The following is a 23,166-nucleotide window of genomic DNA, read 5'->3' as shown; positions in this document are numbered from 1 at the left end:
AGCTTTTGGTCGGGACCCCTTCGCGGAGGGCATTATGGCCAGCGGTCATGAGCACCGCAGCAACAGGTCGAACACATGGCCGCACCGACCAACCTTGCAGCAGCGTTCAACAAAACCCTTGCCAACGGGGAGCCGTCCACACATGGCACGAGGCGGAAGTAGGGCGAATGTCTGCTCAGGAAGGGCAAATCGGACGCTCCCGAAGGGCAGCAGATTTCTGATTTGACCCGCAGCGGCCATTCCTTGAGGAAATTTCATCCTGAACTGTCGCGGTCTGTTCGACGAACGAGCACCACTCTTCTTACGATTGAGCGTGGTTGGACAAGATCGCCGCTGTCATAAGAGCTGTAAGGCCGCTGCCGGAACCCCAAACATTCGGTGAACCGTTCGGCTGAAGTGGACCGAGTCGGCGAACATGGCTTCGTTCGCACGCGCCCTACGATCCTCATGTGTTCCGCCCGCAATCTCCGCTTTCGTTCAAGGCCTACCACACGGGATTCGGCGACAAAAGTCAGCAGCTACGTTCAAGCGCTACACCGACTGCATGCATAGGTTGCGCGCTATCTGACCTGCGCCGCAACGGCGCCGGAAGAGGCCCCGACCAAGTGGCTGGGATGATGCACTCCGCCGTCCGTTCGGTGCAGATGATACATTTCGACGTCGTCCGATGAACCGCACGAGGAGCATGGTTATGACCAACAGAACATTCAGCCGGCGTACGTCGCTGCGCCTTTCGTCCGGTATGCTGTTCGTGGGACAACTCCTGTACATCGTGGTCACCCAGTTTCACGCCGGCGGGGACGCCAATAACCATCCCGCCATCTTCGCTGCTTACGCAGGCAACGGGATCTGGACGGCCGTGCACCTCGGTCAGTTCGCGAGCATGGCGATCCTGCTCGCGGGGCTGCTCGCCCTATTCTTTGTCCTGGACGTGCAGGATGGAACGGCAAGGTGGGCGGGTCGCCTCGGTGCGGCTTCAGCGGTTGCGGCGCTGGCGCTGTACGGCGTCCTCCAGGCGGTGGACGGGGTCGCCCTCAAGCAGGCCGTGAACGCGTGGGCGAACGCCCCGGACGCCGAGAAGGCGGCACGCTTTGCGAGCGCCGAGGCCATCCGCTGGCTTGAGTGGGGGGTAAGGAGCTACCAGGATTTCGTGCTGGGCCTCGCTTTGCTCCTGTTCGCGGCCGCGGTGGTGCGGATGGCTTGGGCTCCACGGCCGATAGCCTACCTGATGGGCCTCTCCGGCCTCACCTACCTCGTGCAGGGCTGGGTGGCCGCCGCCGAGGGCTTTTCGCCAACGCAGTCGGTCGCAATCGTTCTGGCCTGGGTCTTGAGTCTGGTGTGGATGATCTGGCTGGGCGCCGTCGCTTGGCAAATGCAAAGTTCTGAGATTGTCGATGAAGACGGAAGCCTCCCCACCGTCATCTAGCTATCCTACGGCCGACTACCTCAAGCGGAAGTGTCACAAACTGTCCGGTAACTCCGCTGAGTCTACGCGTCCGGCAAGTGCCGGAGGCGCAAGATGTTCAAAGGTCGTCAGTTTAATTGCTCGGTGATCCTCGAATATCATACAGTCATCTTCGTCGGCCTCGATGACGGCGCGTGGTGGAGCTTTGCTTCCGACCATATAGAGGGGACAGCCGGGTTCTTCGTGGCCTTCGCACGTGCTAAGCAGCGGGTGATCTTCACCTACTGTGCGCGCCGCGGGCAGCGCACCAAGATCACGATGCTTTATCAGCTTCTACAGACGGCGGGCGTCCAGATCACTGCCGTTGGGTGAGATAGCCGCCCTTCCGATTTGGAAGGAAGAGTGACTGAGTGCCTCGCCAGACTTCATGATCCTGAGGAACCTGATCGGGAGCGCCAGGTTCTAGATTGCGTTTAGAAGCGGCATTCGGTAGCAAAGACCACCCAATCAGGTTTGCGCGCCCGCGAGATCCAGCCTGCGTGAAACTCCAACAGCCTCCAGGAACGTTTCATCGTGGCTGACGACCAATAGTGCGCCGTCATAGGCTCGCAATCCCGCCTCGACGGCTTCGATGGAGTCGATGTCCAGATGGTTCGTCGGCTCGTCGAGGATCAGGAGAGGAGGCGGCTTTGGCCCGCTAAGTACGCAGGCGAGACCCGCACGAAGCAACTGCCCGCCGCTCAGGCTGGAGACGATCTGTAGCGCCGCATTGGCTCGGAACATGAACCGGGCCAGAGCCGCCCGGCAGGCATTCTCGTCAGCCTTCGGGTTGAGCCGCCGGAAGTTGTCTCGGATCGATGTCGAAGGATCGAGAAGGCTCACCCGTTGGTCGAACATCGCGAAGTCGGTCATGACCCGCACGGTTCCGGTCCAGGGTCGCAACTGCCCGGTGACGAGCGCCAGCAGCGTCGTCTTGCCGGAGCCGTTGGAGCCGACAACCGCAATACGTTCGGGCCCGGTGACGGAAAAGGAAAGATTACTGAGGATGGGCCGCTCCGGTTCGTAGCCCACGCTCGCGGCATCAATCGTGAGGACTGTCTTGCCAGGCGGCAGGTGCGTTGGCGGGAGAACGACGGAGAGCGGCTGAAGGACTTCGATGCGTTCGCGGGCGGAGGCGGCGGCCTCGAGAGCCTGCGTCCGGCGCCGCTCGGCGAGACGGGCGTTTTCACCTCCCGTGTCTTCGCTGCGATCCTTCCGCATCCCCATGAGGATGCGTGGCATGTCGCCCTGTGTACGCTTCCTCTGGCCTGCGCGATCCTTGCGCGCCTTCCTCTCGGCCGTCTCCTGCGCCCTTCGGTCAATGTCGGAAACGCGTTTCTCGGCATCACCCAGATCGCGCCGCGCTGCTGCAAGCTCGAGGGCCTTGCGCTCGCGGTACTGGCTCCAGTTGCCGCCGTAGCGTGTGGCTCCCAGGGAGGTCAGCTCGACGATGACATCCATGGTTTCGAGCAGTTCCCGGTCATGACTGACGATGATCGCGCCGCCCCGCCAGTTCGCGAGAAGGTCGATCACCGCCTTGCGTCCCTCCACGTCGAGGTTGTTGGTCGGCTCATCCAGGAGCAGGAACTGAGGCTCCGCGAAGATGAGCGCCGCAAGGCGAGCCCGCGTGCTCTGTCCGCCCGACAACGTTGCCAAATGCGTTTCGGGGCTCGCATTCAGCCCGACACGGCCGAGGGCGGACGCAACGCGTGCTTCCAGGGTCCAATCGGCACTTGCAAGCTCTTCGGTTGTGGCCTCGTCGTGGTCAGCGCGGCGGAGAAGGGCCAATGCTTCGGCAATGCCGAACAGGTCGGCGACCGTTTCGTTTGGATCGACCTGAGCGGCTTGGCGTAGGATGCCCATGGAGCCGTTGACGGTGACGGTGCCGGAGTGAGGCGGCACTTCACCGGAGATCAGCTTGAGGAGCGTGGTTTTCCCGACGCCGTTGCGACCGACCAGTCCCGTTCGTTCCGAGCCGAAACTCTGCTCGAGATCGGAAAGAAGGATACGGCCGTCAGGCGTGGACCATGAAAGATTGGAGACGGTGATTGAAGCAGGCATGGATATGGTTTTCCCCGATGGCAAGGCGAGTTGGCATTGCGGTCAGGTTGAAATCCATTGCTGCACACGTCCTATCGAAACTGACGCCTCTCGGTTGGCTGAGCGTCGGATGCCAGATATACGGAAGCACTCTACGTGGCGCAAGTCCCTGACCAGGCCTCGGGGACGTCTACAGCCTGGTGGTCTTTGCTACCGAATGCCGTTTAGAAGCGGAGCCCCAGGTCACGTGCTGAGGTTCATTTTCTGATTCTGAGCTCTCGTACAATTGCGGTGAGCTCAAGGTCCGCTCGTCGGGTTGAGTCTCTGTCGTAATGCTCGTCTCCGACACGGGCGCTGTTGTGTTGCAGCACTCCTTGGGTCAAGTGGGGATGTTCCCCACCAAAATAGGTCACCGTCGTTCTCGCGGCACGACGAAATGCATGTGGACTCAGCGGGACTCCAATCGTGACTTCCGTTGCGACGGTAATTGCTGCCCCCACCGCAGAGTAGGTGAGGGGCTGTCCTGTGACCGCGATCCATAGCGGGCCGGATAGGTTTTCCAATAGGCCGTTCGGTAGTGGCTGCATGCCTCTAGCACTGACCCTCTCACCATTCGTACCAGGAGTCTGTTCTCTGAGGAGAACTGGCCTATAGGTGGTGAGATACCGAACTATGAGTGGGTTCAGATAGTCCGGCACGCATCTCTCATCCACGCGGCCGCCCTTCGTGTCCTCAGCCTCGAGGATGATCCACCAGCTGCCGTCAAGATGACGGAAGCTGGTTCCCAGCATCAGTGCGCCAAAGTTCTTGTGCCGGATCGGGCGTACCGCGAGCAGCGCCATCATCAGTCCATTGCGGGCCAGACAAGCCCGCTTCTTCGGGCTGAGGTGAGAGGCAATCTCAGCCTCCTTGAACAGCGCTTCCCCTGCCTGCAACAGCTCATCGCTCGTGACGTTCTCGCGACGGCGCTTTGGGCGTGCTTCGGCTCGCAGTTCCGCCTCGATCTCACGCAGCCAGACCAGGTCTCTCTCCGGCGCCAAGATCTCGGTCATCCGCCTCAGCTTGAACACGGACTGGAATAGGGTGACGCTGCTCCAATGGGGCTCGACGAGCGTAATAAAGAGTTCCACGGCCTCCGGGGTGACCTGAGCACCGGCTGGTGCATCCGGATCGAACTGTCCGGCCTGCATCAAAGCTCAGAGGAAATAGCCATAGCGCCGCGCCAGCTCGTCTTGGGATACTCGCTTCATATGAGAGGCCCGGCCACCAAGGCGTAGCCGCTGCGTAGGACGGCACGCCTCAGCCCAGGCACACTGGTCGTCGCTTGGCCAGAAGGAGAGGGGAAGGGAGCTTGCCATCTCTGTCACCTCACACCAATTGATGAGAGCGCCTGTTCTCGCGAGCAAGTGCCGCAAAAATCTGATTGGCCTCGAGCGTCTCAAGACCGATGTAGTTGTTCATCGATGTCCTCGTGCCCTTGTGCCCAAGGACCTTCGCAACAAGTGGATAGTTGCCAGGGAACTTCTTGAGGAGCATCGAGGCCGCGACATGCCGGAACTGATGCACGGTGACCCGCAATCCGGTCCGCTGTTCGACCATGTTGCGGATCTGGGCACTCAGAAGGTGCGGTGCCTTGGAGCCGCCATTGTTCACTCCAGGAAAGAGCCAGCGCTTGTTCGAGCCGCGCAGCAGAACCGGTCGATGTACCTCGATGTACTCGGTCACAAGGGCCGTCAGTTCGGCATCGAACGTGAACTCGAGATCCACATGGTTCTTCACTTCGTGGGCTTCGTACTGCAGCCAGAAGTGCCCTTTTGGTCCTCCGACCCGGAAGAGATGCTGGTCGAGCTCGGTTGCAGCGAGATTGCCGATGCGCACCGGCGCCACAGTCAGAATGCCGATTGCGACAGCAATCTGCGCCTTCAGCGCAGCCTTGCGGAGGCTTCTCACCCGCTGTTGGCGTGCCTCGCGCATCAGGATTTCAGGCAGCGCGCTGACCCGCGCCCAGACGTTCGTTGACTTGGCCGCCCGGATCACACTCCGGTTCTTCTCGGTCAGCCCACGTGGCTGGTGCTGCTGCGCTGCGGATCGGATCTCGGCCAGTTCGTCCAGGGCCTCGGGCTCCAAGCACTGGCTTCCGCGGGCGATGACAAACACCCTCCAGGGCAAGTCGACGGTGTAGCGCTTTGGCTTGTCCCCATCTTCCGCCCAGTAGGCTTCGACCACATCCCGGACCACGGCCGGATCTAGGAGAACCGACAGGGAGGTGAGGGTCTCGATCGGGTGTCCGATCGAGACCGCTTTGCCGGCGAAGGCGATGAGCTCTCGCCGCCGGGTCTGGATGGTTCTGGGCGAGCAACTCCTCGCATTTCTTCGTCCAAGCCGCCGCTGTTGGCGGGTGATGCCATCAAAGTAGTTCTCGACCTCAACCTGCAAACTTGCGGGAAAGTTCGTCCAAACGGGCCCTTTGTAGCGCCGGTCGCGAGGCACCATGAGTTGCTGCTTGGGCCAGCCCGTAATGGTCTGAGTACAGAGGTTCCAGGCTCGGACGATTTGACGGTGCTCATAGAGGCCATAGCCCTGCGGCGTCTGCTCAGCTTGCCTGCCTGCTGAGCCCCGGAAGTTGGCTGGAACCACTGCAGCGCCTTGCGCAGGCTAGAGCGGTGATTGGCTGCAGTCTGAGGTGTCCAGCCGAGTTCGGCCGGATGGATCTGCTCAACCCGAGAGCGAACCCTGTTCCAAGAGGCAGGCAGTTCGTCAAATCTGCGATCCAAAGCCTTTGCGATCCGCCGAACAGAGCAGAGCAACTGACGGCGGCGTTGCAGCGAGAGTGTCGTGTCATTGGTGAGACCGGTGATCAGATCCTGAAAGAATGGCTCTTGGGCTGGGCTCATTGTGATCTCCTAAAGATGGCTGATCGTTCCCCAAGCTGTATTGTGATTTACGTTAGTCCATATTGTGAATACGTCAAGTGAATACCATCGCCTGGTACTTCAATGTACGATCATAAACTCTGTAAGTCAAAGTATACATCGATGTATGGTCATTCTTTATCGTTGCCGATTATTCGCATTGTGTGCTCAGCGAGATCGACGTTGCTATAGCAGCGCCCGGCAGTGTCGTGCCGGGCGCTCGCTGCATCAATATTCACTTGTGGATTTGCGGGTGTTGACTGCCTCATACTCGTCCAGGGCTTCTTCCGCGTACCGGATTGCTCGCCCCAGTCGCAGGAAGCGCGGTCCCGTCCCTTTCATGCGGGCCTTCGCCAGAAAGCTCACGCTCACTTTGAGGCGTTCTGCCGCCTCCTTCGGCGTCGCAAGTCGCCGGTTCTTAGGTTTGTCCATCTGGCACCTCAGGTATCCACGGCCATCACCGTGCCCCGAGAGGTTTCAGAAGCCTCAAAGATCGTCACACGACAGAATTGGTGCGCAGCGAGCCCTATTTTCGTTTTGGACCGCCCTTGCCGCGGGCGCGATCGATCCGCCGGGCGCAGGCGGCCAAGCTCTCCGAATGCATACCCTCCGGCAGGAAGCGCTCAATCTCGAAGACGAGTTCCGTAAAGGGAGTGGAGTAGGGGTTTGCCTCGCGACTGCCTGCCGTCGTCACCTCGATGCCGAGATGGCCGGCAACGCTGGCCATGAGATCGAACAATTCCGCCTTCCAATCCGACTGACGACGGCCTTTGCGGCTGGACGACATCGTAACCACCACAAGCGCCTGTTCGACCGTCGCATGCATCGCCTCGATCACGTGAAGGCCGGTCTCGAGTTCGCGGCGCGTGTCCCGGGGCAGGATGCCCTGTCGCCCGAGAGCCTTTGTCATCGCCAGGATATTGATAACCTCAACATCGAGATCAAACTGCAGGCCCTCGTTTAGGCCGACAAGAAGCTCTGCGCTCCTGGCCAACGCCGCCTCGAGTTCTCGCAGGCGCTGGCCAACACTTTTGCGATTGATCCGGGCCACCTCGTTCCAGTAGGTGCCCGCCACGAAGCGAATAGCGGGCATGAGTTCCTGATAGGCTGCCGCAGGATCGGGCGCCTCACGGTGGAAGCGCTTCGAAGGATCCAGGACAATCGTTCTGAATTGATCCTCTGCGATATCAACCGCGTAGATCGAGGATCCGCCACCAACGAGCGTGTCAAAATCGAAAGTTGTCATGACGATACGCTCTAGAACTCAAGCTGCCATCGCTTGCGCGCTCAGCGAAGTCACATGATCTCCCCAAAGGCGTAGCGCCTCGTGGCGCTCGGCCATGAACTCGTGGCGCTGGTAGACGGCGGCAACCCCGGAGATCGTGCCGCTTTGGTGATTGAGGATCTTGTCGGCCACGTGCGGCGACACCCCGAGGCGGGCCATGCCTGATACGACGGTGCGGCGCAGATCGTGCAGGCTCCAGTCGCTCACGCCCGAAAGGCGGTCGAGGCGCGCCTTGGCCTTTGAGTAGCCCTGGAACAGGGTAGTCCCGCCGCCGGAAAAGACCAAGTCCCCAGTTTGAGGCGTTTGGTTCAAGAGAGTGAGAGCCGGAGGGCTGAGGTGGACAGTATGGGGCTTGCCGTTCTTGGCGTGCTCGCCTGGGACGATCCAGAGCCCCTTGTCCAGATCCACCTGGACCCAAGCCATGCGTCCGACCTCGTCCCGGCGCTGGTCCGTGAGGGCCAACATCGCCACGATTGAGCCAAAGGGAAATCCGATCTCGCGGGCCGCTCGCAAGATGTCTGCCAATTCATCGTCCGCCAGAGTGCGATGTCGCGCCTGCTCCCGGGCGGGTGCGGCAACCCCGGCACATGGTGACGTGTCCAGGATACCCCGTCCGATGCACCAGTTGAAGAACTTGCGGATGGCGGCCAAGACACGGTTGGCCATGACCGGCGAGCCCCGTTCCCGCACCCGGTCGAGCAAGGCGATGACATCGCGCTTGCGCACTTCGGCCAAGGTCCACGAGCTCCAGTATGGCAGGACCTCCCGGTTCAAAATGCGGGTGGTCTCCGCGGCAGTTCGGTTCTGAGCGACATGGCGGGCGATGAACTCTGCTGCGAGATCTGCCACCTGCTCGGAGGCGATGCGGCGCTTTGAGATCCGCTTCTCCTCCTGCGGATCGCGCCCGGCAGCGCGCTTGGCCAGAACCCGTTGCGCCTCGACCCGGGCCTGGTGCGGCGTGGTCGGGCCATACTCGCCGATGGTGTACTTGCGCGGATTGCGGCGGTCGCCGGCCGGTCGGTACTGGACGAGGAAGACCTTTCGACCAGCGGGCGTGATCTTGAGCCCAAAGCCCTTGAGGTCTTCGTCCCACCAGATCGCGTCACAGTCACTCGGGGAGGGCAGGGCGTCGATGACACGCTTGGTGAGCTTGCAGCTGGGCATGACGGGAGGGCTCGCGGTTGGCTACCTGAATTGCAAATAGGTAGCCAGAAAAATGCAATCTGAGCTATTGGCAGGAATGAATAACTCGCAGAAATTCAGCAGTAGCAATGGTTTGTGACCGGCCGGCTACTGGTATCCATTATAAGGAATCGACCAATGCCTGACTTTTAATCAGAGGGTCTTGGGTTCGAATCCCACCGCTGGGCGCCACAGGCTTTTCAATTTCACAACCGGACTGGAGCATTTGGCGCGGGAGAGCACAGCGTAATTCGACCCATTTGCGACCGCGTTGAGGTCTTGGATTCGGGCTGCCAGAGAATGCGATTTGCCGAAAAGAACCGACATTTCGGGCACTTGCGAGCCTGGGCCCGAATTTAAAAACAGAACAATATCAAGAGTTTAGATAATGGCGGAGAGGGGGAGATTCGAACTCCCGATACGGTTGCCCGTATGCCGCATTTCGAGTGCGGTGCATTCAACCACTCTGCCACCTCTCCGGAGGGCGAAGGCCTTGTGCGCCATATATCCAAAACAGCTTGTAGATTAAGCCGTTATCTAAAAACCATATCAGATTAGTTTGCCGTCGCAAGACCGAGTTAGTAAGGTGTACAATCCAATTTGGGGCCAGGTGCGTCTCATTCAGTGTGACACCAGTGTGACAAGTCGGTCTGCGGGACTGCCTCGGTATTCATGTGCTTATAAGAGAGAACCCTGCTGTTGAGGCAGGGTTTCTCATTTGCATCAGATCAATCGAGCCAACGCTTTGCATCGATAGGAGAGAAGCGACTGCGCTCTCTTCGCTCTTCGCGTTCTCGTCTACGCTCTTCAGCTTTCTCTTGGCACTCTTTACAGTCGAAAGACTCATCATCTGAGTAGTCCCAATCATCAGCAAGAGGGCCGCCACAGTCGCAGCAATTGGGTATATTGTTAATGTATTTCATAAATGTATCCCTGAGTTAACGTTGTGATTTTTAATTTAAATTTTTAATTGCAGATAATTGCTGCTGATATATTTTATCCTATGGGGCGGTTTCAATTTTATTGAATGTGTATTCAGTTTCAATGATGTCATTGTTTTCCATGAATATAAGTTGTGTAATTAAGTCGTCTCGCGCTACGCACTCGACTTGTCGCTACGCTCCAAGCCTGAATGTAACGAATTTAATTAAAATATAGACTTTACGTTTCAGATGAATCTTCATCTAAATCGCGAAGCGCATTCATATGCGAGGTACGAGCATGTGAATGGCATCTGAAATCTGATGCTTAGCTTGGTTCTTGCGCCTCCAAGCTCGCAAACGCTCAGCATCATCCTTATGGATTCGTGGTCTTCCTCGTTTCCTTGAGACTTCGCTGCTCTCAAGCCCAACATCCAACTGGACAGCTCTGCTACCAGGGAAAATGTCCAACAGCGACTTTACCGTCGCATAGTCAGGAATCAGAATGGTTTTCGGCCCAGTGCATTGAGGCTTACGCAAGGAAGAGCGCATCACAGCCTGATAGACTGACAAGAGATGCGTACCGATCTGCGATGGTGCCAAGCCCCATAACTCTTGATGGAATTTACGACGGTCAGGAGCCAGATGCGCTGCCGTTAGAATGGCCACAGTATGGTAGCCAGAAAAGTCATTTAGGCCGTGAGGAAAGTTTGGGAGTTCTTTCGCTCCATCCATGCCCAAGAACGGCAGCGTATCTGCCCTGTCTTTGTTCTGCTGCCATAGGAATGATTGGTCAGCCAAATCGCGCCTCATCGCCTTGATAATAGCGTCTTCGACACCTGCTTGATTGCGGTGATGTTTGGACCATACACCAGGGAGACCCCATTTAATGGTGAGCAGATGGCCGTTCTCATGCTCACTAAAGGACAATCCCCTCTTTAGGTCCTGGTCTTCAATAAAGTTCACCCCTTGAGCCTTCCAGCCTTGATAAAGAAGGGTGTGCTCAAACAAGGCAGATGCAAAACGAACCGATTTGAAGATGCTTAGGCTGGATGCCTTACGCACCGAATATGCAGTTAGCTTTACGTTCTTACGGCTCAAAAGCTTGGTGAAGCTGTTAGTGAGAACATAGGTTTCCCAATCTTCTGAGCAGAGATAGCGGGCAAATGTCTGAAGTTTGCCCCAAACTTCGTCACCACTTTTGTTGTTCGCAATTGCCTGCACTTCAGCAATGTCATTGATCTTGAGACGGCTATACCTATCCGTAACAGCCTCAAGGCTGAGATATTGCGTTATAATCGGGTGAGATTTGGGGATATTCAGCACATGTGAGACGTCAAGATTAAGCTCCTCGTCGAAAATTGGCGTCCCACTCATTCAGTCGAGGCATCTCTTGGAGCTGATCAAATCCTTTTTGACAGATTAAAAGCACTTCCGCGTCTGTGTCTGCCCTCCCAATATGCTTCGAAATTTCCTCCGTCGCTCCACACACCGTGCCAGTGTGAATAGATCGAACCCTTACCGATTGGCTGGCACGTCGGATTCGCTCTGCTGTGCTATCGACGAGGAGCTTGGTCGGCTGCACTATAAGTGTTTTTCGCCCATCGTTGGCGTTTCTGATAGAAAATTCTACAATTGACTGAGTTTTCCCTGATCCTGCTGGCGCAGATAAATACATATACTCCAAATTTTTCTCTCTTTTAGCAAATTTCCAGTGGAATATTAATATAGCTTGTAAATCATATACCCTCTCCTATGGCTTATCTTAATAAAAGAGAGCACACAGGTCTCCCCATCTCAGTCTATCAATGCAAAGACGCAATTATCTGCGCCTATCAAGGAGACTAAGCCTGCAAAAAGTTATAATTTTGAGGGGTTTAATGAGAATTAGCCCAAGGCAATCCTCTCATTATTTTCGCTTTATATAGAATATTGTGAAGCTTGTCAACACATATTTTGGGAAACGCGCCAGCACCCCAACACTAACCTTGAGCTAACCTCATAGCCGACCTCGGAGAGGCGGTGAAAAAATGGGGCGCTATAAAGGCAGGGGCGTCAGTCCCATTGATCGGGTCCGAGAGATGAAGGCGGCTGGTCATGGATCATCTCCCGTCGCAAAAGAGCTTGGCATCAGCCGAATGAGCGTTCATCGCGCCCTCAAATCTCACGAAGCTCGGACATGAAAGTACATCAGTCCTGTCCTTAGGTAAGGCCCGATAGAGGCATATCGGCAATGCCTCAGGCCCTCTTAGTTGTCACTTGCAAGAGAATATCATTTCATAGGTCTTGCAAGCATCTCACACCTAACGGGAGCATCACTATGGGACTGCACATCTTTGATCTCTTGATCGCGCTACTGACTGCCTTTGTTGCAATCTACGGAATGGGTTCAGCGGCTCGCCAACACACTAAGGTTGATGAGGTGCTTACCTTGATCGAATGTGGCTACGGCTCATTCAATAATCGCCTCAAGAGAGCCAGCATTCATGAGGGTCTTAAGTCGCTCAAGAAAGTCTACGGTTGGGCGACTGTCATTGTTGTGGTCGCATTTTTCATTCTTGGGCGTAGTGTGGAAGCGAACAAAGCATTAGGCTCTGTTCTCTCGGTTGCTTTCGTCGCAACCTTTTTAGGCTGGTTCTCAATTCAATGGTCCACAGAACACAAAAAGGAATTGGCCAAGTCGGCTCCTCTCGTGTTGGCCGCCCTTGGCCCGCTGGTCATTGGCGCAATTGATTTTGTGAGTGGAACATCCTGGATCAACACCAGCGCGGAGCCATTTTACACCTTGATGGCGGGAATAGGGTTGAATGTTCCTCACGTCAATAACCCTGCGGTTCTCGGCGGCATCATCTCTGCAATTTTCGCCGTTTCTTTTGCGATATTCTATCTTCTGACATGGCTTATAGTCGCCCCTATAGCTTTTGCCTCTGTCGCGTTGATTGCCCTGCCGATTTGGTTTGCAAAGGTCGTTGACCTTATTGCTCCAAAGAAAGCATTTCCCGGCTTCATTATGATTGTCACAGTGGCATTGGCCTTATGGGAGTGGGCGTCCCACTTGTAATTTATGAGCCCAATAGGACCCTTTTTGCGGCAAACTAAAAAGGGTCCTAACACCTATACAACGAAGAAGTCGGCATAAGTCAGAGCAAGCCCTTTCTTCAGGACGGCAATCTGAACGGCCTTACCAGAACCGGACCCATCAACGTCATATGAGAGGGTACCGGTTTTCTTGTTGTAGACGAGATAATCGTTCTTATCCTTGGCTCGATCACCCACGGTGAAGTAAGCCTTATTCAGCTTTTTGGGGCTGCTTAGTGTGCCACTGCCGAGCTTCTTGAACACAGCATTATCCAGCCATACGGAATCGTCCCTGACATTGAAGTCAATGATCTTATCCCGATTGGTGCTGTTGTTTGGTTTGGTGTTGAATACAAACACGTCCTTACCTGCACCGCCTGTAAGCGTGTCGTTCCCCAAGCCGCCATAGAGGGTATCGTTGCCAAGGCCACCGGAAAGATTATCCCGGCCCTTGCCGCCTCTGATCACGTCGTTGGTGGCGACGTTTGTAGGAGGCACATACACCTCCTCATACACGTCTGTAACAGAAATGGTTATGGTCTGATCGTGATATTTCCCGCCGCTATCCGTGGTACGAACTATAAGCGAATGTGACTTGGCGGCCTCATAATCGATCAGTCCGTTTACAAGAATTTTGTTGCCATCGATCCTAAAGAGACCACCTGGATTCGTGATCAGCTTGTATGTGAACAGGTCGTCAGAGAACACATCTTCGGTGGAGAGTGTACCCACAAGGGTATTCACCGCACTGTTCTCTTTGATAGCGGAGCCAATAAAAGTGAGTTTGATCGGCGCGGCATCGGTATACGTACCGGCTGCGTCAGTGATCGTCTCGATACCGCTATTGAAAAGGTAACGCTTTTCCTCACGGCTGAAGGCGTCACCTGTCAGAATGACGTGATCAGATGCGCTCACATCACCATTGACTAGGAGGGCGTCTGTCTTGCTATCGGTGGTGATTGTGGTTCCCGATGCAGCCTTCAGATCAATGTGGCTGATCCCGGTAAGATTCACCACAGACAGATTGAACGATCCACCACCAACAAGTTCGATTAGATTCAGGCCGCTCTTTCCGTCTATGGTTCCGATCCCGTTCAGGCGCTCCGCATCGAGGACGAATGTATCGTCACCGGCACTGCCTATAACCCGTTCAAAATCAGAGAAAACGGCAGGTGCAGTCAAATCAAGACGACCAGCCGATGTTAGTTCAAGGGTATCATCACCACCGTTGCCTCTGATGATATCACCAGCGTCTAGGTTCGATGCTGTTGTATAAATCGTGGTTGCACTATCGGTGCCTGTGATCTTGTCGCTACCAGCTTCAAGGGTGAATGTGTCAGAGGCCGAATAATGCTTATAATGCACACCAGCTTCATCAACCCATGACACAACCCAGCCGTCAGCCGTTGCGGTGACGTCGTGATATGTTTGACGGCCTGCAATGTCCTCATTGACACGGGTAATCTGGTAAGCCGTGCCATCAGCCCCATAGATACGCTGATAAATGTTGGCTTCACCGCCTTCAAAAGAATCCCATTGGGACCACGTGACCACCCAACCACCGTTGGCCAAGGCAGCAATCTTGGGCTTGTCAACGGCATTCGTAACTAGGACATCTTCACCGGATGTAGAGCCATCAGCGGCATAGCGACGAAGAAAGGTGCCGTCTACACTCGTCCACGTGACCAGCCAGCCACTATCGGAAAGGCTCGTAAGGGCTAGATCGGTGACGTCATTCGCGGGATCAAACGCATAATCTTTTCTCAAAACACCACGAGTTTCCTCAATCAAATTGAAGTGAGTGAACCTGATGTTATTGTCTGTATCGATCCATGCGGTGATCCAACCACCATCTTGTAAAGACGCTGAAATAGACGGCTTCCCCGGCCAATCTTGGGCATAAACTTGACCATATTGATTGAAATACCCGGCAGTGACACCCGTTCCGTATTGAGAATATGTAAAAATAAGTTGCCCGCTAGTCAGAGCAACAACGCTGCCATTGAACGCATGATATGAGTAAGTGATATTGGTTTGAGGCGAAGAAGCCCCGTTGGCGTCGTATTTTTTATATACGACGTTGTTCTTATAATCCCCCGCGATCACCCACCCGCCATCGGGTGTTGCGGCAACTGAAGTGCCCGACCAATCGCCAAGAACCACATCATCACCGGATGTGGAGCCATCAGCATTATAATGACGTAGATAGTTCGTGGAATCGCTTTGCCATGTAACCACCCAACCACCATTGGCCAGGGAAGTAATGGTACTATAGCGGAAAACGCCAGATGAGGCTTGATTAACGGAAACCTCTTCACCAGCCTCAATCTGTTGGATCGCCATGGGATACCCTAATCAAACTTAGTTTGCAGAACCGACTTATCTGACTGCTTTAGGGAGTTATGCCGCGCTCTCTTGGAAGGCTAAGCGGCGCTCAATCACGCGCTCACCGTTGATCATGCGTGAGGCCAGCCAGACGAAGAAGCCCAAAAGAAGAATGAACGGCAAGTTTCGGCGCACATCACGGGCAGACTCGAAATACAAGGCAGAGCCGCCTATCGCCGCGATGAGAATAGGGATGATCGCGATCAGCTTGAGGACGAGAATGAAAAGGCCGGGCAACAGCCCGTTGTTCAGGATCGTACCGACAACCGTGATGAACAGGCTTCGAAGGAAGAGAAGGAGCATCACGCAACAGACGATGGTGGGAAACAGGTATGTCGTCACCAGCATCGAGAATGTCACATCACCAAGCTTCATGCCCTCGCCCAGCGGCGCGTTGATTGTGCCAAAGCCGACGCCAGCAACAATGATTGTAGCGATGGGGAAAAGAATGACCCCAGCCGTCCAAAGCAAATCGCTCTTATCGCTGAAGACCACAAACCGCGAGCCGGAACCCAGAACGATAAGCAGGAAGATGGCTACTCCCGCTGGCCATAGAACCATCGAAAGGTGACTTGTCTCCGCTATGGCCGAAGTTTCCATACTTTGCCTCAACCTCAATCAAAGAAGTTATACTTTTGTAATTGCATTTCATTAAAAGTCAAACTTCATGGCATAGATGGGCTGCTCCTCGCAATTTCGAGGACATGGTCACTGATCTCAAAATCCTTATCGGCACTCGGATTCGTGCAGCGCGTGAGGCCGCTGGACTGTCACGAGAGCAATTGGCAGCCCTCATAGAGCGGACCCCTGAAGCCCTCGGAAACATTGAGCGAGGGGCTAGCCTTGTTCCATTGGACACCCTTGGCTCAATTGGCGAAGCATTAAGCATCCCACTCACAGCTTTCTTGGACACTGAAGGTGTTAATGACCTTAAGAGGGTAGAGCTTGAGGCAAGGGCGTATGCGCTAATCCGTTCTTTAGATAGCAGTGATGCTGAGTTTGCCGTCGAATTTCTTGAAGCCCTGAAACGCAGAGCGAGGAAGCCGAGTTAAGTAGGCATCCCTGCAATTTGGCTTTTATGCTGCGCAGGCAGCCTCTCTGGCTGAGAACTACCGCGTAGATCAGCTAACATTGCGATGGATAGAGTGTCAGTAAGAACGAGAAGACGACGTTTATTCTGGCTCTGCTCAACAGATTGGTATGTCTGATTTCACAATCAGAGCAGTTTGTGGGTACAGTTCCTGGATCGCAGGAGCACTTAAAGGGGCAGCAGGTCCTATAATAATACGATGTGGCGTTAGCCCCGATCCAATACCCTGATTGAGAATAAGGTATCGGTGTTTGCCGCGTTCATCCTCTCTATGATTGATCGTCTTTAGAGCGGTGAGTCCAGTAAGGAAATTGAAACCAGATACACGAGCAGGGCAGGCAAAGATTCTAATCTCGCGCTCATCTGAAAAACTTGAATCTTTATGTTTTGCACAAAACCTCGTTAGTCGAGTTAGAAAAATGCTATCGACATCAATAAGATCTGGGTCGGGTAAGACCCGACTGTCTCGCCTATCTTGACCTATCCAGAGGAGCATTCGAAGAGTGAACTGCTCGACGAGATAGCGAAATTCAGAATCGCTTTTATCTATACCGTATACGACTTCCGCAATTTCAAGCCATGCATACGAGTAACGCCTCTTTTCTCTCTCAATAGTTTCCTCAATTTGCTCTCTATAAAATTGTAAACAGTACCCCTTATCTTTTGTGTAACGTGTCCAAAGCGTCAGAATACCTCGTTGGTCTTCCTCATCATTCCTGCCACGTGCAAAGGATGCCACGTAAAGGCTTCCATACCCGTCTTCGACCTCGGCCTGCTTTCGCATCTGATTCTTGAAATTAAAAACAATTTCTGAAACATCGCTTTTGCCTTTGGTCATATCTCGCAAATCATGCGGCACACGATCCAACACATTGCCTAGCATAGCCTCATATATAGCAGAAAATGCATATATGAACTCCGTCCTATCGTTGACGGAAATGAATTCAGTCGCCCAAAGGGCTTGAGAATGACTGATGCCACGAAGTCCTTGTTCAGTGGTGTAATGAGAAAAAGGTTTCATACCGGACTCTGTTAACTTAGGCTTTTGCGGCGCTTTTTGAGTATCGCCTCTCCACATCAGAAAGCAGCCATTTTGCTAGAGAAAGCGCCTCGTCTGTATCATCGATTTGTGCGTCAAGCATAATATCTTCAGCTATGGTTCGGAGCGCTTTATTTTCATCATAGCCACTATAATGAACTAACTGTCGATAATGCTGTCGTGCTTCCCAAGCCATTGAGCAGTGTTTAAAATAAGCATCCCATGCTGATCCCACTGCCGCGTTGCTCAGGGCACGATTAGCGGCTTCTTCCCAATTCACTTGATGATCCGCGTGAGCTTCGATGGTTACAAGACATTCCCGTATGTCATCGAGTGCAAGAGACTGATCAGGAATGTCTCTCCTACGCTGTTTAAGTTGGGTGGCAACATCCTGACAGCCAGAGCATATTAAAGTATTATTGAAATCACGCATTACGAAAGCATTTCGGAAGCCCGGCAACAGACGACGCCGGGCCCAAAGCGCCGTCTCATCCGTCTCAGCAATAGGCTCCAAATGCTCACGGATTCCTCCTGACCATTTGTTTCCCGTCTTTGACCACTTGACTATCTGCCGCTTTGACCTTTGACAGACGGGGCAACTCCAAATTTCAGGCGTAGCTTCCCAGCGGCGAGCCGAGACAGGGTCAGTATAGGCGGCATACTCAGCGTTACTTGGCACACGAACCTTATGAGCTGCTGAACTAGTTTTGGGGGCAATGACTGGCGAGTCCTTTTGAACTGACCGCGCTAGAAATTCATCGAGCATTCGAGATAACTCTCGTCCTCGCTCATCGCGGTTAGTTTCTGACAAGAATGCTTGGTAAAGTTGGGTGTGGGGGGCGAACTGTCGTTGTGTCACCCAAAACCATGGCGTCCCAAGCTCATGCCTAAGCACTCCAGATTGGATAAGGCTTAAGGTGTCGTCTATGAGCTTAAGACGCATTTCGAGCTTTGGGCGAGCTTGATCCCAAGCATCCTCGACCTTTTGCAAATCTATGCCGTGAGGAACGTTTGGTTTTGGTGTGATGAACTGCGCAATCTCTGATGGGGAAAAGCTAAAGTAGGTATGCACTTTTCCCTTCAGATGCGCCTTCGCCTTACCATCTGCCGCATTGCATTCTGAGCAGACCAATTCAGGTGTAAAGCTGGAAACAAGATGCTCCAGTTGATCGGCAAGATGGTGCCCACCTCTTGGGATATCGACCAACCATTTCTCGCCATATAGATCATGAGCCCGCTTGCGAACATAATCTCGCAAGTGATCATGATGCTCCTCTAATTTGGCTAATAAAATTCCACGTGTTGAGAGCCGAAAAATCTCGTTTTTTGACCTCTTGCAGATTGGGCATGTCCAGGTTTGTTCAACCAGTGCCCAATTCTGGTTAAGGTCCAAGCCTTTGGCATTATGGCGTTGAAGAGCCGCCTTTGTCTGCCCGCTCCATCTCCCATCGCGGCGTCTGAAGAACAGCTCCATATCCTCATCTGAAAGCTGCGATGGACACCAAAAGAGAAGTTTGACTATCCAAGCCCGATCAGGAGGCGTGTCAAAATCGACATCGTCCTGATCTTCATCGTCAGGAAAGAGCGACATCACGAACAGCCCTATTATTTTAGAACAGTTGCTAGTGGTTTATATTCTTCACCTTGTCCTGATTGTCTCTCATCAACCGTGGTACAATACACCCAGAATCAAACGTGCACTAACCAGTTCTTGCAATCCGACTTGAGGCTTTCCAATTGAAAGCACCTGCGAAGATCCTAGGCCGCCAATACTCTCAAACTGCCTAATATGGTTTAATTCGCCAGGGAGTGTTGAACCAATTCTTTTAAAGATGCCCAAACCATCTTTCAGCTGTAAGGCTGCAAGCCTTCCATGGTAGGAATCAAGAGTATCTAGTTGAATTTGAGCGCCTCCGAGTACGACCTGCTTTGGAAGAGCCAAAGGCACCGCGCTCTCATCGATAACACGGTAGGCAACTTTAATGCTTTGAAAGATCTTGCTTGCATCAACGGATACAGCTTCATCAGAGCCTCGATCAACCGTAAGATCATGATCAAAAATAATTCCAGTTACCCTGTGAAGGGCTACTTCATCTTCGCGAAGGAAGATGGTCTTGGGAGTCCTGGTACGTGGATCAAGAGTCTCTGCTGTAAGCCCGATCAGTTCTGAATTTGTAGATCGAAGAAAGCGTCGGGCAAGAATCTTATTTTCATGCCGCGCTACAACTAGGCGCCTGTCATCAACAGCTGTGGGTTCAGCTTCAACGATAGCTATTGAACCCTCTGGAGCGGCAAAGCCGAAATTATCCCGACGGAGATAAAACGTCGCTTTGCCTTCAAAAGCTTTAGGATCAAGAGGTTGGATTTCTTCTTGTGATTCTTCGGATGAGGAATGTTCAGTAAAAGCTGCTAGGTCAGGGCAAATGGTGATCTTGAGATTAGGAGCCTGAATAGGTTCCAGTGGGGTCGGAGAAGGCACAGGATCTCGAGTAGATGGATCACGCCTTCGCCAGCGTCTGCATTCGTCCCACATTTCTTCCGCGTGCTTGACAAGGCTATCAAGATCGTCAGTGCATAATGCGACATCACCTGCCCGAATCTCATGGCGTTTACCGTGATGCGACTTATTCATTAATTCAATGGTATTCGACTTATCTTGGAGCGCAGGATGGTCGACGAACTGCTTGAAGATGCGAATGCCAAACATTGATTGCGGCCCTGCTGCCGCGACTTGGCTGCGTAATCTGGAAACATAACTTGCAAGTGCTGGGTGAGGGTTTTCTTTAACCCATGTTGAGAAAGCAGGGTCTTCAAAAATATCCCCTAACTTGCTTTCAAGGAAAACCCGACATGCATCAGTGTAGTCACGAGCAGGAACTTCAGCGTCGCGATCCTCATCATAAGCTGCCTTACGCTTAATGATTTCGGAGCGTGGTGGAATGGTACGAAGGGTTGGATGTTTCCGTGTAGCAGGTTGTACCTCGAAGTGGGCCACACCTCCGATCCCAGTCGCTTTCGCTACACAGCTAGAGAAACGAGAATCATAAGACGTCAAGACAACTTGCGCTCCGATTTTGGGAAGTGAGCACAGGGCCGTGGCGAGATACTCGCGGTTCTCATCATCAAGCAGCTCTTGAGGATCATCAAACAGAATAAGGTTCAAACCACCTCGCTCTGCCATCACATATTCCCAGAAAGCTAGATAAAATGCCACAAGGCTTGCCCTTAGAGCAGAGGCATTCGTTATATGTTGAGCAGGCGCTGTTACTCCTCCGGAGCGCATTCGTAGGCCCAGTTCACCATCTCGACCCAACGAAGTACCAACCAGTTCATGCGCAATCGTTGGAAAGGCACCAGTATAAATTTTTTTGCGCCACGTTGCGGTGGAAGTACCTAGCTTCTCTTGAAGTTCATTAACCTGAAGGTCGGCTAGGTCCCCCAGTTTGAGGAGATTTCCTAATGCTGCGCTGGAAATGGAATATGTCTCTAGCCTCTTCTCGACAGTTCGGCGCTGAACGAGTTGGTTATCGAGGCGATGACATAAGTCTAGTGCGTCTGTTAATGGCTTTGCAGCCTTTACCGTCGCTTCAAGCTCAAGGAGCTTGCCAATCAGTGTCTTCTTTTCGACTGCTTCATTATCCTTTGCGGGTCTTCCAATGACCGTTTCAACAATTGTTCGAGCAAGCGGTTCATTGGCTTGTCGCCATCTTGCAAAGCGCAATGCTCGATCAACCCGTCTTAAAGTAAGCTCTAGCTCGCTGAATTCTGAAGGTAAATCGATTAAGGTCTCATCTGCTAATGCAGACTTGTGCATGACTGCAGCGTCGAATGCCTTTGCTGTTTCCTCTTTGAGAGGCGATAATACTCCTGAGAACGAAGGGTGCTCGAATAGCTCGTCGATGAGAGCAGCGCGAAGAAGATCACAAGGATGAGGAGGCAAATCAATTTTGATCTCTCTTTGGAGTGCCTCAGGCAACCCTGCCGATAGTTCATTAAGGGCAGCTTGAGACCATTGGGCGAGTGATTGAGAAAGTAGCTTAGCTTCTACTTTCGCTTCTTCTATGTGAATCTTGACGGCCTTACCGGTTACATCATCGACTACGTCAATGAGGGGACCGCCACATACGATGCATATATCGAGGTTAAGGTTCGGATCAGGATGGTCCGCTATCCAGGAAGCAATTCTCGCATATAGACGAGTCCTCGCAGCTGCATCTGGCGTCTTTGCAAGAGCAGCTAATGTCCTAGCCTCTTGTTGCAGATTTGCGATCTTGCCATCGACTGATTTCAATTGATCTGACGTTAAAGTTCTTAGGCTATTCAATCTCGCCAACGGCGTTAGGCGAGCAAGTTGAGCCAGCTCACTGAGAGCAGGGCCAATACTCTTTTCTAGATTGGCTTTACTCTGGCTGTCTGTGGGGTCGAATTCAGCACAGAGAATCTCTTTAACCGAGCCAAATGCAGACGACTTGAGATCATTGAAGTGCTGCTTAATCGCTTCCAAAGTAATCTCAATGGTCGCATCGTCGGAAGGCGGAGGTATATCGGCACTTGGTTTGAGATCTGGCCGATCTGCAAGTGCTCTCTCAAGATCATTTTTTATCGTATTATAAGCTTGGTCAATTCGATCCCGTTCCTGAATTTTCGCTTTTCTATAATCCTTATCGATCTTGTCTTTAGCACGTCGTGCATGACCAGCTAGATCGACCAAGGCTGAAAGTCCTGTCAGCTGAGATACAGCTCTGCCAAGCTCAGACTCCGAACCTACCTTGATGAAGCCCAGTAGTCCGGGCATTAGTGTTCCTATTCTCGTGCCAATCGGATCGATTCCCAACGCACTCAAATCGCAAGTTTCAACCGGCTTTCCTCTGGATGTGCGGATATGAGTTCGTCGAATAGGAATTGTATTTCCGTTCTCATCCTCGAAAGTTAACTCGACCCAGGTATCAGCCGGGACCCATTCATCAGATGGTCGGAAGTCAGCCACGTCAGGCATCGGAGTGACGGGTGTTAGCTGATGGATTGAGGGACTTCCATCGTTGATGGGATCAACCCAACACGGGAAATTCTGCTCTGTCTTCTCAGGCAGGCGTTGAGGCCGCAGCAGCTCACCGGTAAGTGCCCAAATAATAGCATTTGCAAGAGACGTTTTACCCGAACCATTTCGACCTTCGAATAAGGTCAATGACGCTGAGAAATCGTGGATATAATTTTCTGGAGCAGCTGCTGGAGTCCCAAACTTATGAAGTCCCGCAAAACGGTGGGCTTCTAGGCGTTTTAGGAGTAAGCGCCGTGTATTGGCATTAGCAGGGCGGGCCTGAAGCGGCGGCAACTCAGGAGGAGTTTTAAGAGCCGCATCAGCTAATTGCTCCCCACTAGTGAGACTGACATTTGCTGGCCATCCTTTGACGCCAACCTCATGGTACCATTGAAGGGTGCTGCGCGTTGCGTCATCTGGAAGGCGGTATTCCTTATCACCTACTAGGACAGCTCTGCCACTCACCAAGTCAGCAATCAGAGAGTCGAGTGTATGGAGATGTAGCGCTCTAGGTTGAAGCTCAGCCACGATTTGCCCCGTAGTTAGGGCTAGCCGCTAAGTCGGTTTACTTTGCCCTAGTTTTTCAATCATCGAGTGTAGTGTCTCCATTAATTTAAGCGAAGTTCAACTTTAGATGGTTAATGTGGTTAACTAAGGGGTATTGTAGCCTTAGTCCCTAGTTTTGTTTTCTTCTTTGCCATAAAATCCCATCAAAATTTAGAATAAAATTTTCATTCCATGTATATGTGAGCT

Annotated in this window: 18 protein-coding genes and 1 tRNA gene; 5 read left to right on the top strand and 14 right to left on the bottom strand. The window is 53.2% G+C overall.

Features of this window, described 5'->3' with window-relative positions:
* The first annotated feature begins 691 nt into the window (after positions 1-691).
* Together AB4Y97_RS19520 and AB4Y97_RS19515 are read left to right on the top strand one after the other, a co-directional pair.
* Complete coding sequence (locus tag AB4Y97_RS19520; protein ID WP_442000708.1) at positions 692-1,426, top strand: DUF4386 family protein; 735 nt, start codon at positions 692-694, stop codon at positions 1,424-1,426.
* 93 nt (positions 1,427-1,519) lie between these two features.
* Positions 1,520-1,777 carry a hypothetical protein gene (locus tag AB4Y97_RS19515; protein WP_442000707.1) on the top strand — a complete coding sequence of 86 codons (258 nt, stop codon included), beginning with the start codon at positions 1,520-1,522 and terminating at the stop codon, positions 1,775-1,777.
* A gap of 135 nt (positions 1,778-1,912) precedes the next feature.
* Here the strand turns inward: AB4Y97_RS19515 and AB4Y97_RS19510 are convergent, their stop codons facing one another.
* The 9 genes from AB4Y97_RS19510 to AB4Y97_RS19470 form a co-directional block, all read right to left on the bottom strand.
* The gene (locus tag AB4Y97_RS19510) at positions 1,913-3,505 is read right to left on the bottom strand and encodes an ABC-F family ATP-binding cassette domain-containing protein (protein ID WP_442000706.1); all 1,593 of its coding nucleotides are present in this window, start codon (positions 3,503-3,505) and stop codon (positions 1,913-1,915) included.
* Positions 3,506-3,741: 236 nt separating this feature from the next.
* Complete coding sequence (locus tag AB4Y97_RS19505) at positions 3,742-4,674, bottom strand: hypothetical protein (RefSeq protein ID WP_442000705.1); 933 nt, start codon at positions 4,672-4,674, stop codon at positions 3,742-3,744.
* A 178-nt stretch (positions 4,675-4,852) separates the two neighbouring features.
* Positions 4,853-6,121, bottom strand: coding sequence for a site-specific integrase (locus AB4Y97_RS19500; RefSeq protein WP_442000704.1), 1,269 nt, complete (start codon positions 6,119-6,121; stop codon positions 4,853-4,855).
* A 503-nt stretch (positions 6,122-6,624) separates the two neighbouring features.
* On the bottom strand, positions 6,625-6,828 hold the full coding sequence (locus AB4Y97_RS19495; RefSeq protein WP_442000703.1) for a helix-turn-helix domain-containing protein: 204 nt from the start codon (positions 6,826-6,828) through the stop codon (positions 6,625-6,627).
* A gap of 94 nt (positions 6,829-6,922) precedes the next feature.
* Positions 6,923-7,642: a hypothetical protein gene (locus tag AB4Y97_RS19490; protein ID WP_442000702.1), complete on the bottom strand. Its 720-nt coding sequence runs from the start codon at positions 7,640-7,642 to the stop codon at positions 6,923-6,925.
* An 18-nt stretch (positions 7,643-7,660) separates the two neighbouring features.
* A complete protein-coding gene (locus AB4Y97_RS19485) occupies positions 7,661-8,845 on the bottom strand; it encodes a tyrosine-type recombinase/integrase (RefSeq protein WP_442000701.1) in 1,185 nt (394 codons plus the stop codon).
* A 407-nt stretch (positions 8,846-9,252) separates the two neighbouring features.
* Positions 9,253-9,342, bottom strand: a tRNA-Ser gene (locus AB4Y97_RS19480).
* Positions 9,343-10,065: 723 nt separating this feature from the next.
* Entirely contained in the window at positions 10,066-11,160 is a 1,095-nt protein-coding gene (locus AB4Y97_RS19475) for a hypothetical protein (RefSeq protein WP_442000700.1), read from the bottom strand.
* Positions 11,126-11,512: a DEAD/DEAH box helicase family protein gene (locus AB4Y97_RS19470; RefSeq protein ID WP_442000713.1), complete on the bottom strand. Its 387-nt coding sequence runs from the start codon at positions 11,510-11,512 to the stop codon at positions 11,126-11,128. The genes AB4Y97_RS19475 and AB4Y97_RS19470 overlap by 35 nt, the downstream gene beginning before the upstream one ends.
* 301 nt (positions 11,513-11,813) lie before the next feature.
* Here AB4Y97_RS19470 and AB4Y97_RS19465 point away from each other — a divergent pair, with 301 nt between their 5' ends.
* Positions 11,814-11,966: a helix-turn-helix domain-containing protein gene (locus AB4Y97_RS19465; protein WP_442000699.1), complete on the top strand. Its 153-nt coding sequence runs from the start codon at positions 11,814-11,816 to the stop codon at positions 11,964-11,966.
* 137 nt (positions 11,967-12,103) lie between these two features.
* The gene (locus AB4Y97_RS19460; RefSeq protein ID WP_442000698.1) at positions 12,104-12,844 is read left to right on the top strand and encodes a hypothetical protein; all 741 of its coding nucleotides are present in this window, start codon (positions 12,104-12,106) and stop codon (positions 12,842-12,844) included.
* Between the two features lie 53 nt (positions 12,845-12,897).
* Here AB4Y97_RS19460 and AB4Y97_RS19455 read toward each other — a convergent pair whose 3' ends face one another.
* Both AB4Y97_RS19455 and AB4Y97_RS19450 read right to left on the bottom strand, forming a co-directional pair.
* Positions 12,898-15,204, bottom strand: a complete 2,307-nt coding sequence (locus AB4Y97_RS19455; protein ID WP_442000697.1) for a hypothetical protein — start codon at positions 15,202-15,204, stop codon at positions 12,898-12,900.
* Positions 15,205-15,261: 57 nt separating this feature from the next.
* Positions 15,262-15,846: a hypothetical protein gene (locus tag AB4Y97_RS19450; protein WP_442000696.1), complete on the bottom strand. Its 585-nt coding sequence runs from the start codon at positions 15,844-15,846 to the stop codon at positions 15,262-15,264.
* Between the two features lie 104 nt (positions 15,847-15,950).
* Here AB4Y97_RS19450 and AB4Y97_RS19445 point away from each other — a divergent pair, with 104 nt between their 5' ends.
* Entirely contained in the window at positions 15,951-16,298 is a 348-nt protein-coding gene (locus AB4Y97_RS19445; RefSeq protein ID WP_442000695.1) for a helix-turn-helix domain-containing protein, read from the top strand.
* 135 nt (positions 16,299-16,433) lie between these two features.
* Here AB4Y97_RS19445 and AB4Y97_RS19440 read toward each other — a convergent pair whose 3' ends face one another.
* The 3 genes from AB4Y97_RS19440 to AB4Y97_RS19430 all read right to left on the bottom strand — a co-directional run bounded on the left by AB4Y97_RS19440 (position 16,434) and on the right by AB4Y97_RS19430 (position 22,941).
* Complete coding sequence (locus AB4Y97_RS19440; protein ID WP_442000694.1) at positions 16,434-17,357, bottom strand: DUF2971 domain-containing protein; 924 nt, start codon at positions 17,355-17,357, stop codon at positions 16,434-16,436.
* A gap of 16 nt (positions 17,358-17,373) precedes the next feature.
* Entirely contained in the window at positions 17,374-18,969 is a 1,596-nt protein-coding gene (locus tag AB4Y97_RS19435; RefSeq protein ID WP_442000693.1) for a hypothetical protein, read from the bottom strand.
* A 69-nt stretch (positions 18,970-19,038) separates the two neighbouring features.
* The gene (locus AB4Y97_RS19430; RefSeq protein ID WP_442000692.1) at positions 19,039-22,941 is read right to left on the bottom strand and encodes an ATP-binding protein; all 3,903 of its coding nucleotides are present in this window, start codon (positions 22,939-22,941) and stop codon (positions 19,039-19,041) included.
* Positions 22,942-23,166 lie beyond the last annotated feature (225 nt).

Origin of the sequence: Microvirga sp. 2TAF3, from assembly GCF_052114965.1 — a bacterium.
Taxonomy (GTDB): domain Bacteria; phylum Pseudomonadota; class Alphaproteobacteria; order Rhizobiales; family Beijerinckiaceae; genus Microvirga.
This window is presented reverse-complemented; position numbering and strand designations above follow the sequence as displayed.